General features: G+C 46.5%; 9 protein-coding genes and 1 tRNA gene. 4 read left to right on the forward strand and 6 right to left on the reverse strand.

Annotated features, from left to right (window positions below; all coding sequences use genetic code 11):
• On the reverse strand, positions 1-621 hold a 621-nt coding region (locus BOCO_RS05595), incomplete at its 3' end, for a hypothetical protein (RefSeq protein WP_148140068.1).
• A 308-nt stretch (positions 622-929) separates the two neighbouring features.
• Entirely contained in the window at positions 930-2,681 is a 1,752-nt protein-coding gene (locus tag BOCO_RS05600; protein WP_094723127.1) for a S1C family serine protease, read from the reverse strand.
• A gap of 257 nt (positions 2,682-2,938) precedes the next feature.
• On the opposite strand from BOCO_RS05600, the gene tgt reads away from it, so the two are divergent.
• Complete coding sequence (gene tgt / locus BOCO_RS05605; RefSeq protein WP_094723128.1) at positions 2,939-4,219, forward strand: tRNA guanosine(34) transglycosylase Tgt; 1,281 nt, start codon at positions 2,939-2,941, stop codon at positions 4,217-4,219.
• 101 nt (positions 4,220-4,320) lie between these two features.
• Positions 4,321-4,403 (forward strand) — tRNA-Leu (locus tag BOCO_RS05610).
• A 236-nt stretch (positions 4,404-4,639) separates the two neighbouring features.
• On the opposite strand, the gene BOCO_RS05615 is transcribed toward BOCO_RS05610, so the two are convergent.
• From BOCO_RS05615 to BOCO_RS05625, 3 genes are all read right to left on the reverse strand, one after another.
• On the reverse strand, positions 4,640-5,539 hold the full coding sequence (locus tag BOCO_RS05615) for a hypothetical protein (protein WP_094723129.1): 900 nt from the start codon (positions 5,537-5,539) through the stop codon (positions 4,640-4,642).
• Between the two features lie 170 nt (positions 5,540-5,709).
• Complete coding sequence (locus BOCO_RS05620) at positions 5,710-6,819, reverse strand: class C sortase (RefSeq protein ID WP_094723130.1); 1,110 nt, start codon at positions 6,817-6,819, stop codon at positions 5,710-5,712.
• Complete coding sequence (locus tag BOCO_RS05625) at positions 6,812-7,957, reverse strand: class C sortase (RefSeq protein WP_158520426.1); 1,146 nt, start codon at positions 7,955-7,957, stop codon at positions 6,812-6,814. Before BOCO_RS05625 ends, BOCO_RS05620 begins: the two co-directional genes overlap by 8 nt.
• A 586-nt stretch (positions 7,958-8,543) precedes the next feature.
• Between BOCO_RS05625 and BOCO_RS05630 the strand changes: the two genes are divergently transcribed.
• The gene (locus BOCO_RS05630) at positions 8,544-11,360 is read left to right on the forward strand and encodes a heavy metal translocating P-type ATPase (RefSeq protein ID WP_094723161.1); all 2,817 of its coding nucleotides are present in this window, start codon (positions 8,544-8,546) and stop codon (positions 11,358-11,360) included.
• A gap of 220 nt (positions 11,361-11,580) precedes the next feature.
• Complete coding sequence (locus BOCO_RS05635; RefSeq protein WP_094723132.1) at positions 11,581-11,931, forward strand: Imm51 family immunity protein; 351 nt, start codon at positions 11,581-11,583, stop codon at positions 11,929-11,931.
• Positions 11,932-12,140: 209 nt separating this feature from the next.
• Here the strand turns inward: BOCO_RS05635 and BOCO_RS05640 are convergent, their stop codons facing one another.
• Positions 12,141-13,235, reverse strand: a complete 1,095-nt coding sequence (locus BOCO_RS05640; RefSeq protein ID WP_094723133.1) for an alpha/beta fold hydrolase — start codon at positions 13,233-13,235, stop codon at positions 12,141-12,143.
• Between the last annotated feature and the right edge of the window lie 98 nt (positions 13,236-13,333).

The raw sequence follows: 13,333 nt of genomic DNA on the forward strand, positions 1-13,333 counted from the left end.
ATCATACAAGGGATTATCCGCACGAGAATACGGAGAATCCATCTCCCGTAACAAGTAATAATTTACTACTCCTGCGTTATCAACCACAGGGAACTGCGTAACAACACCACCATTATCAACCACACGCCAAAACCCATCAGAAGCAGAAGAAACACTGGCATTCGGCGCATTCTTAATCACACCATTACCATCCGTCTTACCCACATAACGCTCATGAGTATCAAAATTTGACAACTTCGGATCCATATCACCAGAAGACACCCCAGCCTTCGGTGTAACTCGAGTCACCATGAATTCAACACCAACACCAGAAAACTGAACACCAACATTGGGGTTCTTCAGAACACTGGCATCTTTATCCGAACCTACAGCAGCTGTACCATCCCTCTTACTCAACAGCTTCGTCACCGTCAAATAAGCCTTATCAGGTTTACGCGAATCAGAATCAGGTACAAACTGATCAGCAGAAGTATAAGTATCACCATCACCCGGAACTAAAACCACTTCAGCATGAGCAGCCGGAACACAAACCAACAGCACAGCAACCACCAGCAACAACGAAAGAAACAGCCTCACCACAGCCGCATTCTTAACCACAAACCCCCAGAAACGTTCACTCATAACACACCCTATTACTAGCACCAACCGTACAAACAGCTACTAGCCCATTACCCCATTCATCATTTAGTTTTCGGTTTTCACACCCATTTCATCTACAGAGCGCATCTAGCAACCTTATGAAACGGTGGTTGGATCATTTTTACCTAAATAAGGCAATAAATCAACGTGACCATAGTACCATACATGTGATTTACAACACAGCCTACACAAAAAGATCGGTGTGTGAAACGTTGTTCCACACACCGATCGTGTTACCGTAAGAGATCCAGTACTCTAGGCAGCTTTACTTTACCGAATAGTACTACTTCTCACTGCCCGAAGAAGAAGTCAAAGGGATCGAAGAACCCATTTCCCGAGCCATTATCGGGATTCCCATTGGAGTCTCCATTATTGCCAGGATTATTATTTGATCCCTGCCTCTTCCTACGGCCATTCGGATCGGACTTTGGTGTACCGCTAACCGCCTGCTCTTCTTGATTCATGTTGACGTCCAAGTCCAAAGTTTTACCATCCCTAACTACAGTAATTTTGGCTTGAGAACCGAATTCAGCAGCTCTCACAAAGCCCAAAAGTGAGTAGTTATTGTTGACGGCATGACCGTTAAATGCCACGATTGTGTCATTTGCCTTTATGCCAGCCTTTTGTGCAGGAGTTCCTGGACTGACCTTAACTACCTTTGCGCCGCCTCGAGTGACGCCGTCAGCTTCTGCATTACCATTCTGTATGGTAATACCGAGAGCCACGTGTTTGACCTTGCCGTCTTTAATGATTTCAGCAGCGACACGTTTAGCAAGATTGGAAGGAATAGCAAAACCAATGCCAATAGAACCAGCTTGGGATTTAGAAGTTGCGGTGGAAGCAATAGATGAATTGATACCCACAACTTGACCAGCAGCATTGAAGGTTGGCCCCCCGGAATTACCTGGATTGATGGCAGCATCAAGCTGAACAGCATTAGTGACAATTGGACTGTCACCCGATTCATCCATAACTGTAACAGGACGGTTCAAAGCCGAAACGATTCCAGTAGTGGCTGTATTGTCGTATCCTAAGGGATTACCAATTGCCATTACATCTTCACCGACAGCTAACTTATCAGAATCTGCAAATTGGACAGGTTTCAAATCCTTGGCGGTATCTTCCAACTTAATTACGGCGAGATCAGCTGTAGAATCAGTGCCCACTACCTCAGCTGTATACAGTTGACCATTAGAAAGAGTAACCTGTATTTTTTCTGCTCCTGAGACAACATGATTATTGGTCACCACATGACCTTCAGTGTCTAGGATGGCGCCTGATCCAGCTCCAACACCATCTTTTACCTGTACTTGAATCGAAACAACTGAATCAGAAACCTGCTTGGCCACTGCCTGCCAGTCAGGTGCTTTACCTGCTTCCACCTTGGCCGATCCCGATCCCGAGCTATTAGAATTAACTGTACTCAGTGAGGACGAACCAGGTATAGTTATCCAACCATTAGTAATCGCTGCCCAACCTAAGGCAAGCATCAGAACTGCGGTCACTACAGCAGCTATGACTGCCGTTAATATCGAATGCGACTGCCCTTTGGATAGCTGGGCAGTATAAGGTTGATTCGGCCGGTTGCCGACGGGTGGCTGAAAACCTTGACCTCGCCCAATGTCACCAACTGGGATACCCTGCTGAGGCGTGCCGCTACCTTGACTGCCGTAGCCATAGCCGGAAGCCAAATTGGGCTGAGGCTGTTGTGACTGGATAGGTTGAGTAGGTTGGGGCTGGGTGCTTATAGGCATGGTAGATGACTGATCTGGGAAACTATCAGCATAGGCACCATAAAGCGGCGCAGGCTTATAAGAACTATCTGCTGGAGAAGGCGTTACCGGCTGATCTGGTACTGCATTTCCTGCTGTCTGCGCCGGGACATCTTGAGAACTGGTCTCATCTGTATCACTTCCTGCCTCTTCACCTGGCTGGTTGGCCTTTTGCGCAGAATTATCTTCTATTCTGCTTGGCTGCCATGATTGCTGATCGTCTCCACCTGTCCAAGGGCTAATGTTTTTGTCTTCCTTGTCTTCTGCCATCACCACTCCTTCACACTTATAGGCATGTTGCTTGTCACTTCCGGCTACCGTTCCATCGGGTTGTCTGCGACGATTATACGTGCCATTGACTTCGCTCTACGCTATTTTTGCTAACTATCTACAGTAAAAACAAGGATTCTGGAAGTTTTCTGAGCGTTATCTGAAATCCACCATAATTCTTTATCCATATATGCTTGGGAAACTATTACGACATTGCCCCGGAACTGCTTTACAAGGCCTTCGCTAAAGTTGAGAACATGAGCGCAATAAGCACAGATAAGTCCAACGATCCAAGAACTTTTAGCTTTGAAAGCAACACCTGTCTTCCATCTCAGGCAAGTGGTTTAGGAAGAGATGGAAGACGCTATGGGCGAACAGGAACTATTCACACTCCCCACGGCGACATTCACACACCCGCTTTTATCCCCGTTGCCACACAAGCAGCTATGAAGGCTGTTTTGCCAGAGCAGATGAAAGATCTAGGCGCTCAGGCCCTACTCTCTAACGCTTTTCATCTATTCGAGCGCCCCGGGGAAGAAGTTCTTGATCAAGCTGGTGGACTTGGCAAATTCATGGGGTGGAGGGGACCAACCTTCACCGATTCCGGTGGTTTCCAAGTACTTTCCTTGGGGGCCGGCTTCAAAAAAACCTTAGCTATGGACATTAGCGGAATGAAGTCAGACGACGTTATTGCTGAAGGAAAAGAGCGACTTGCTTTCGTAGATGAAGATGGCGTAACTTTTAAATCTCCACTCAATGGATCGGAACATCGCTTCTCTGCAGAAATTTCTATGGGTATTCAACATAAGATCGGCGCCGACATTATGTTCGCTTTTGACGAACTTACGACACTTATGAATACCCGCGGATATCAGGAACGCTCTGTAGAACGCACATTCAGGTGGGCAAAACGCTGCGTGATTGAACATCAACGATTAACTGCGGAGCGATCGAACAAACCATACCAAGCTCTTTATGGAGTTGTTCAAGGCGCCAATTACGAAGACTTACGTCGAAAAGCTGCCAGGCAGATTGCTTCCCTTGATTTCGATGGAGTGGGAATTGGCGGAGCAATCGAGAAGCGGCTGCTAGGACAGACTTGCGCTTGGATTTGTGATGAAATGCCAGAAGATAGGCCTAGACATGTTCTCGGAATTGCTGCGGTTGATGACATTTTTGCAGGCGTGGAAAATGGCGGAGATACCTTTGACTGTGTTTCTCCCGCTCGTTGCGGACGAAATGGCGCGGTTTTCACCCGGGACGGCCGTTGGAATATCAAACGTACTCAGTTCCGCACAGACTACCGCCCAATTGAAGAAGACTGCAACTGTTATGCCTGCCAACACTACTCTCGTGCTTATATTTGCCATCTTTTGCATGCGCACGAACTCAATGGTTATACCCTAGCCACAATCCACAACGAACGATTCTTCGTGCGTTTGCTTGACGAGATTCGCGCAGCTATAGATGCCGACCGATTCGACGAGTATAAGCAGGAAACTTTGAAAAGATTTTATGCCAACGGATCTAAGGGCTGAGATCCGCATCGAACTCACGCAAACCCCGGTTTTAACAACACGACCATAGCTTTTCCTAAGTTGCAATGAGGATAGAAACATGTTACATTAAAGGACTGTTTGCGAACGTGGCGGAATGGTAGACGCGCTGTCTTCAGGTGGCAGTGAGCTCATGCTCGTGAGGGTTCAACTCCCTTCGTTCGCACTCTGTTTTTAGTGCATCGTTACCAGAGTTCCGTCCCTAATATGGCACTCTTCATCTTACCTGCTGGGATCATACACATCAGAGGAGTCACAGGGACAAAGGCAAGTCATCATAAATACGAATCGTTAGCTCGGTTAGGAGTTTCTCAACCGTGAACTTAGCTGTTCAGTATGCCTCTAGCTATCCGCATACCTGCTACCTATCGGTAGTTTTGACAGTAGCTGTGCTTTTAAAAACTAGCTTAACCCATTAATTCCAAAGAAGAAAGTTATGTGAGAATCAAACCAAGAATACCCTAAATCTAGCGTTGGCAGAAAACCTATCCGCATCATCAGTCCGAAAGAAGCCCAAGCGAAGAATACAGCGCAAACAGCTAGTATCCACCATAATATCGTTAAGCGCAACGCACGAGAACGAAGAGCTTTAATATCTTTAGGACTTTTTTTAGTCCACACAGGTGTATGCCTAGCCTTAGGTACACGCGCATCACCATGTTTACGGCTGTCTCGGATTGAACTGCCGATCTGTGAATCATAGTTCTGACTCGATGAGGAAATTTGATCAGATTCCAGTTGTGTAGCTACGGGCATTTCTGGCTGCGTCTGTTTGTATGAATTCATCATTGTGAATGGCTGTTCAACTTGTGGTTGAACTTGAACCGGATCTTGTAAACGCGGTTGTAGTGGCTGAATATAGGACTGTGTTTGGCTAGCTGAATAGTTGACCGCATCTGAGGTAGCAAGTGTTTCAACCGGATAGGCATTGGGTGTTGTAGTTGCTTGCACAGGGACACCTGACTGCACGGGCACAATAGGTTCCTCAGGCTTAGCGGTCCACTCCCAGGTTGAATCGTAAAACGAAGAAGAAGGAGGAGAGGGAGAGTACTGGGAAGAGAGGGTATCCTGATCCTGTCCTGCTTGCGTAGTGAGTTCTGGAACCCGCAACATTTCGTCATCAGCTTTGTAGGAGTTCTGGGATAGCCGTACTGGGGCAACTGGTTTGACGCGTTTCGCAGACCGAGCACCAAACGCTGCGGCAGCTGCTTGTGCCACAGAGTATTCGAACTTATGAGCCTTCATATCTGAGTTATCCCCCGATGATGTTGGAGAAAAGTCGAAATGTCCATCTAAAACCATACCAACTCCCCTTAAACCGCCATTGCCGCAAAAGATGAAGATAACAACCTTCACACTGCGACAGATATACATACCTTACTATAACTGCCTTGTAATGGAATCCTAGAAATACCTTCAAATTACAAGGCTAGTCTTTCGAATGCGCTCCATCACCTTATTTACAACTCGGCCTATGACGCGGGGCCAGGTGCTCCGGAATCGGTAAGGTCACGACCTCCAGGCGAATCAGGTTTCACACTGGCAGTGGCCCTTCCAGAACCTTGGCCTTGTGTTGGCAATGGCCAGTCACCACGCTCTGGATCAAGCTGGTAAGAACGGCGAATTTGTATTATGGCAATACGGCAATTGCGACGTTTAACAGTCACAACATGCATCAAGATTGCTATGAGCAAAAGAATCAACAAAAGGATCCAAAGTACCCATTGTGGCACGCCTGTTGGTTGTGTTGCTGGGATATTCTCACCAATATAGTGCCCACGTACCAGCAAACGATGCGAGTTAATGCCATAGGGAGTACAGGTAAGCAATGTCACGTAGTTACGGCCTTCAACAGGCTGCAAATTGCTCACATCTGTAGGTACAATAACCTTTATCTGATCAATCTTGTAGCTCATGTGATGGTCAAGCACACGGACCTCGAAAACATCCCCCTTCTTCAGCTGCGTCAAGTTGTCGAAGAAGATGTGTCCGACAGCTCCCGTGTGTCCAGTAATAACACCATGTAAGGTGGGATTATCAGTAGGAATGTGGGTCGTAGCAATGTGACCAGTACCCTTAAGTAGGGTATCGTCGTTCGTACCATGGTATACAGGCAATTTAACCGAAATTTTAGGGATATCAACGTAGGCCATCATGCCTTCTCCATCCACATCTAACGTCTGACTGTAACGCTCCACAGGAGACTTAATTTTGTGGTATTTGAAGGGATCTCGCAGGGTAGGTTTACCTAGTTCAATATCGTACTTTTTTGCGTCCTGCCACATAGCTTTCTTTTGTGCTGGTGTCAACCTCGAGACAATGGCATCGTACTGATCAATAGCTTTAGACGCAGCCTGATAGTTAACGTATGCAGCCACAAGTGGATAAAGGAAAATGCTCAATCCAACTAAAAAGACAATTGCATCAATCCAAGAACGCCACTTGATTGAACGACCAGCATGCTCAGGCTTGTCTTCCTTAGACTTAGTTGTCCTGTTATTGTTAATCAGACCGGCGCTCACTGGCACTATAGTTTCCTCCGTCTGAGAACGCTTGCGAACCCAACTACGACCGCTACTCATGTTGTCCCTTAATCTTACCGGACTTAGGCGAATTCTTAGTGAGTGAATTGATTTGCTGTCGCCTCATCCAAACATATGCAGTACCTATCGCACATACTGCTAGTGGAATTAAGGTAACGGCTAGGAGAAAAGGATCTTGAGTAAGCTTGAGTTCGGGCTTATCCTCATCCACCGAAACCAACTCACCCGAAACTAATAGGCGGTGATCGTTAACCCCCTTAGGAGTACAAGTCAACAGAGTCACCAAAGTTTTGCCTTTTTGCGGACGTATAACATCAATTTGACTGGGTCTGACAACAGTTGAATCAACGATTTTATAATGGTAAGTGGTCTTAAGCACTCGCACGTACACCGAGTCACCCGTACGTAATTTATCTAGATCATCAAATACATGCAAATTATCTAATCCAGTATGCCCATAAAGAACCGTACGTGTCCCTTTCACTTGAGATGGAATAGCAGTGTATGAAAGATAACCTACACCCTTATTCAATGTTTGATTGACATCACCATAGTATATAGGTCCTGAAAAGTCAGCTTTAGGAACAGTTAGATAACCTAACATATCAGAACTAACCTTACCTAGAATATCAGTGTATTTATCAGCAGTGCTTTGCTGCTCTGCACCTTCCCCTGCGCCCGAGCTAAACGGATCAGGAGCACTTCGTGAACTCACTTGATTGTCAAAATTAATAATGTCTTTCTGAATTTTATCAATATCCTCAGGTTTTAATTTACTTACAGCTTCCTCATATTCATTAGCCGAACGAACAGATTTGTGACTATTTTTGTTTTGAATCAGTAAACTGCTACTAAATAGTAAATATCCAAGGGTGAACATGCAAACCAAGACAACCGCGGTTAAGACAGACCAATCCATTTTCGTAGCTTTAAACTTGCGATGACTGTTCCGCTTGGAAGAAGCACCCGATAAGTCAGCAGAGACTTCCACAGCTGCTTGCTGGACAGCTGGTGTTGCCGATTTATGTGTACGATTCTTCCTAGTCCGCAAGTGCTTGGCTAATTTCTTATTCTCAGCTGCGGAAGAACCAGCATGTTTAGCTTTACTTGGTTGCTTTTGTGACTTGTTCTGGGCATGCCTCACATTGCCCGAGCTTTCAGGAGCATGTTTAGCCATGTCACCACCTTCAAAAATCACCCTATGTGCGAGCTTCTTATATCCTGCTGAAACGATTAATCCCTCAAATGCAAGGTACCGCTTGAACATAGCACAGTTTTATGATTGTACACCTTGCGCGAAGCGTAACCAGCTCTCCTACTCCACCTTTATTTATTACCCGCGGTCTATAAGCAAAGCAGTTGCATAATCCAATTGTGTCAAAAATTACCGCATCTTTACCTTTGCTTCACTACCATCTTGACTAAAGGTCACCATTTGTAAAATCACTCTACAAGATTGTCCGACGAAACCAGTAAATCAGTAGTCCGTCATTTTGATCTTGACCTATATTCGGAAATGCAACCGCACGTCTTATGGTTTAAGATAACCTTTGTTAAAAATCCTTGTTTCCCATCACTTATGATACGTTGTTCCTTTTATCGTTGACCATCTTCTCGTTTACAGCTCATCCTTAATAACACAAATATCCACTCTAATGACAGAGGGTGTGTGCTTGAGGAACCTCACAAACTGTTGCAATCATTAGTTCTAGAGGTATAGTATAGCGCTATATCCTTCACCGAAGAAAGAAGGAGGAATCTTGCTGAATGCTATTGTCATTTCTATCGCAGCTGCACTAACACTCGCCATCACTTGGTATTTTTTCGCTCCACGACGCGCGACAACTGCAACCATGGAGCAAGGCTTACAAACTGTGCACATCACCGTAAAAGGCGGATACTCCCCTCAGTTGATAGAAGTTGCAGCAAATCAGCCTGTTCGACTGATATTTGACCGACAGGAATCAGGTGAGTGCTCCTCTCATGTACTATTTTCTGACCTCGGCATTGATCAGATGCTACCTGCTTTCACAACTACGACTATAGACTTGGCTCCACTCCAGGCAGGAGACTATCCATTTGCCTGTGGAATGAATATGCTCCACGGCATGCTACGAGCGCTCCCTTCCACAACGAATACGCAATTCAAAGACACTGCCGATAGCCATGACAGCCCCATGGACACTAAAGAAAGTCGTCGAGCTGCTGTTACTAACAGCAGCAAAGTAAATAACAGTAACTCTGTTCAAAACAGTTCTGAAGCTGAAGATGCTGAAAGAGACAAGGACATTCGTTCCCTGAGCATTCGCTTTATCGTAGGTGTTGTCTTTACCCTGCCGGTTTTTACAGCTTCCATGCTGGGAATGTTTGTGCACCTACCTGCCACCCTGACTAATCCCTGGATTCAGCTCATACTGATTCTTCCAGTCATGTTCTACTCAGGCTGGCCCATCCATCGTGTCGGCTGGTTAGCTTTATTCCACCGCACACCTGAGATGAACTCGTTAGTCACGCTCGGCACAGTGACCGCCTTCCTCTACTCACTAGTAGTAACTGTGGCACCGAGCATACTTCCTGCGAACGCCCGTCATCCTTATTATGAAGCTGTAGGAACCATAATTACTCTTATGCTCCTAGGCCAAATCTTTGAAGCTCGTGCCCGTAGAGGTACAGGTGATGCAATTCGATCCCTCATTGGCCTGCAACCAAAAACTGCCACAATAGTAGTATCAGCCAAAGGGCAAGAATCCATCCAAGATGTAGCTGTAGATGACGTCAAAGTAGGCGACATCGTCTTGGTTCATCCTGGAGAAAAACTACCAGTAGATGGAATCGTCGTTACTGGATCATCTTCGGTCGACGAGTCCATGGTTACGGGCGAACCCATGCCAGTGCGCAAGGAAGCAGGCGACACTGTAGTAGGAGCAACCATTAATGCTACTGGCTCTCTGCGTTACCGGGCAACTCAGGTAGGTCAAGACACCGTGCTTGCGCAGATTATTCGTCTCGTTAAAAGCGCTCAATCATCTAAAGCACCCATCCAGAAACTAGCAGACAAGATTGCCTCAGTTTTTATACCCACGGTCATACTCGTAGCTATCTGGACGTTTGTGGTTTGGTGGCTGTTTGGACCTCTACCAAAAGGCGTTTACGGTATCGTGGCAGCTGTTTCTGTCCTGGTTATCGCTTGCCCCTGCGCCTTAGGCTTAGCTACTCCGCTTTCAGTGACTATTGGGACAGGTCGCGGTGCCCGCACTGGAGTGCTCTACCGGTCGGCTGAAGCTCTACAAATGGCCCATACTGTCGACACTATCGTGCTGGATAAGACTGGGACGCTTACCGTCGGTAGACCACAACTTGAAGGTGTAGCTGCCGCGCAAGGATTTACGAGGCAACAGATTATCGAAACAGCAGCAGGTGCAGAAGCTGCCTCTGAGCACCCTTTAGCAAAGGCGATCATAGAAGCCGCAAGTGTGGAGGGGCTACCAATAGCTCAGGCCAGTTCGTTCTCTTCTATCACAGGTGCAGGCATTACAGCCATGCTGCCAATTTCTGGAGGTTCACAGAACAACCCGAAATCGGTAGAAGTAATTATTGGCAATCGTTCCTTGCTGGTAGACAAGAACATCGATATGAAGGCAGATGAAGCAATAGCACATCAAGCTGAGACTTGGGCCAAGCAAGGAAAGACAATAGTGTATCTAGCTGTTGACGGTCACTTTGCTGGAGTCTTATCTATAGCTGATCAGATTAAACCAAGTTCCACACATGCTATTGAAGCATTGCATAAACGACATATATCCACCCTCATGCTCACTGGCGATAATGAGGGTACCGCTCATACAGTGGGAAACGAGGTAGGAGTTGACCAAGTAATCGCACAGGTGAAGCCAGAAGACAAAGCAACTATTGTCAAAGCCTTACAACAACAAGGCCATACGGTGGCAATGATTGGTGATGGCATCAATGATGCCCCAGCACTGGCCCAAGCTGACTTAGGGCTAGCTGTTGGCACAGGAACCGACGTAGCTATAGAATCTGCTGATATCACGCTTGTGTCTGGTGACCTTAACGCCGCAGTCACTGCTATCGATCTGTCTGCAGCCACCATGCGCAATATTCACCAGAATCTCTGGTTCGCATTCGGTTACAACGGTCTAGGTATACCAATTGCCGCTGGAATTCTGTACCCCTTTATTGGTCTACTTCTCAACCCCATGATCGCAGGGGCAGCCATGGCCTTCTCCTCACTGTCAGTCGTTCTCAATGCAAACCGCCTTAGGTTTACACCACTGACACCTCACCCTCTCAAAACTCCGAAGCCCATAGACTTGCCAACCTTGAAGGCACTGGTCGCACGTAAAACGAGCAGCACAAGTAAGACTGTACATAATAACCAATCGAAAGGAAGTACCGGTATGACAGCAAACGGCAAAGTAACGGACCCCGTCTGCGGCATGAGTATTGATCCAAGCTCCGCAGCAGCTACGCGTGAATACCAGGGACAGACCTACTACTTCTGCTCCCAGAACTGCGTAGACACCTTCGACGCCGACCCAGCCAAGGTCATCAACAAGTAAGACAAAACTGGGTAACTAGCGTTAGGCAGGGAGAGACTCTCTGCCTAACGCTTTCTTGTATCGCTTTCAGACCCAAAAGACAATCGAGCACTGACAGTTTCTGCGTGAGGACACCCTAACACAGGTTCGTACAACAAAAGTCTCGTTTGATAAGCCTATAGGTTTTATAATAGGGTTAGTCTGTAATTTGATGAGTTTCATTGATTGGAAGTTGCTCTGTATGAATACCTCGGAATGGAAAGATACTATTCGACCGTTTATCTGGGTAGAACACGATGAAGAAGCATCGGTCTGCTTAACCCCGGGAACATACAAAGCAGCATTATTCAGTACGCGAGCCAAGGAAGGTTTTGAAGGTAACGGATACGATTGGGCATCTCTGGCTGAACAATTCTTACATCAACACCTTCCAAAAATACAAAATTCCATTATGTTCGATCCTGAAGCAGAGATGTTCTGCGCTTATTCATCAGATAAAGATGCGCTGCGAACGTTCATCACAGCCTTCAAAGACGCGTGTGACGATGACACTGTCATACAAGAGGTGTTCTCAACTATTGAGCTAGACTAATTGACAACATCGCTGCAAGTGTAGCATTCACAAAGATAAAACACAGAAATGGGTAGTACAAAAATTCTCTATTCGTGTCTTATTGTTGCTTGAAGATTTCACTATTACTTTAGTGCTGTCGTATCACGTATGCTACATATGCTGCTCTAGCTTGAGTATGCATGTTTCACACATACTCGCTACAGCGAAAGATATGGAATTACAAACTCTTAGTTACCAGCGCTGAAGGTTTCGGTCTGGGCAAAGAAGTCTAGAATACGGTTCACATAAGGACCTAAGATTTCGTTGGGCATGGTATAAAGCTCGTGGGAGGCATGAGCTATACGCACAAAATTGATATCACATCCTCCAGCCTTAACTTGCTCTACGAAGCGTTCCTGCGGTCCTGGCAAAACGAATGAATCAGAACCAGCTTGGAAGAGCAGGGTAGAAGCCTCGACCTGTTCGCACAGACCTTTTTTCAAAATACTACGAGAAAGGGCGATAGCTTGCTGAACCCAACCGTAAGTAGCTGCTGAAGTTTGGTATTCCGAACATGCTAACCGCTGTCCGTGAATCCACTTCATTCGAGCTGGACTAGCTTTACCCACAGAATGAGGGTCAAACTCGGGTTTAAAGCGATGGTGACCAGGTACCTTCTGTTGCCCCATACCCATAGCACAGGCAGCATCTAATACTGCCGAAGCGAATCGAAGCGGCACACCAGTTTGAGGAGCTATCATCGGAGAAGATAAAACTGCTCGGTCGATGAGCGTAGGATGCGTTTCCATGAGGGAGGCCGCGATGCCACCCCCCATTGAATGGGCATACAGGCACACTTGCTGGTCTCCAGCATAAGCTGCCTCCATCTCCTGGCAGAAGACAGCCAAATCTTCAACATATCGCTTATAGGAGTCAACCCATACCAGATTAGGATCAGAGATTCCACGACCTGAGAGCCCATGCCCCCAATATTCAATAATGCAGACTGTGTACCCCGCTAGGAGGAAATACCAAGCCATTTCAGTGTATTTGCCAGCAAACTCAGTAAAACCATGGGAAATAATAACCAGTCCCTGGTGTCGGCCCTGGGATCCAGGCATAGCCAATTCATCGAAACGTGCTGACTCATAGCAAATATAGTGAAAGTTGCCAAGGCCTGCACCAGCAGCGTGGACCGCAGCCTTGTGAGTCGAGGACGATTGTCCGACATCAGGATTGTATGAGCGGATCCAACCCTCTCGCTTACAGTGTTCCAGAGCAGGCAACACCGTTTGCTGCATAATCTGCTCATATGACCCTTCATCAATGAGATCAAACTCCATAGTCACAGCTTACCTAACAAAAGAAGTAAACCCAAGGTAGTAAACAAGCCAATCGTGAATACTGAGCACAAAACATAGTACTTGCAATAGCAAAAAAC

This window comes from Bombiscardovia coagulans (assembly GCF_002259585.1).
GTDB classification, from domain to species: domain Bacteria; phylum Actinomycetota; class Actinomycetes; order Actinomycetales; family Bifidobacteriaceae; genus Bombiscardovia; species Bombiscardovia coagulans.

What these genes read in the sequence shown, in the direction of transcription:
- BOCO_RS05635 (WP_094723132.1), top strand. Translation starts at nt 11,581, where the DNA reads ATGAATACCTCGGAATGGAAAGATACTATTCGACCGTTTATCTGGGTA.
- BOCO_RS05640 (WP_094723133.1), bottom strand. Translation starts at nt 13,235, where the DNA reads ATGGAGTTTGATCTCATTGATGAAGGGTCATATGAGCAGATTATGCAG.
- BOCO_RS05620 (WP_094723130.1), bottom strand. Translation starts at nt 6,819, where the DNA reads ATGAGTAGCGGTCGTAGTTGGGTTCGCAAGCGTTCTCAGACGGAGGAA.
- BOCO_RS05625 (WP_158520426.1), bottom strand. Translation starts at nt 7,957, where the DNA reads ATGGCTAAACATGCTCCTGAAAGCTCGGGCAATGTGAGGCATGCCCAG.
- tgt (WP_094723128.1), top strand. Translation starts at nt 2,939, where the DNA reads ATGAGCGCAATAAGCACAGATAAGTCCAACGATCCAAGAACTTTTAGC.
- BOCO_RS05615 (WP_094723129.1), bottom strand. Translation starts at nt 5,539, where the DNA reads ATGGTTTTAGATGGACATTTCGACTTTTCTCCAACATCATCGGGGGAT.
- BOCO_RS05600 (WP_094723127.1), bottom strand. Translation starts at nt 2,681, where the DNA reads ATGGCAGAAGACAAGGAAGACAAAAACATTAGCCCTTGGACAGGTGGA.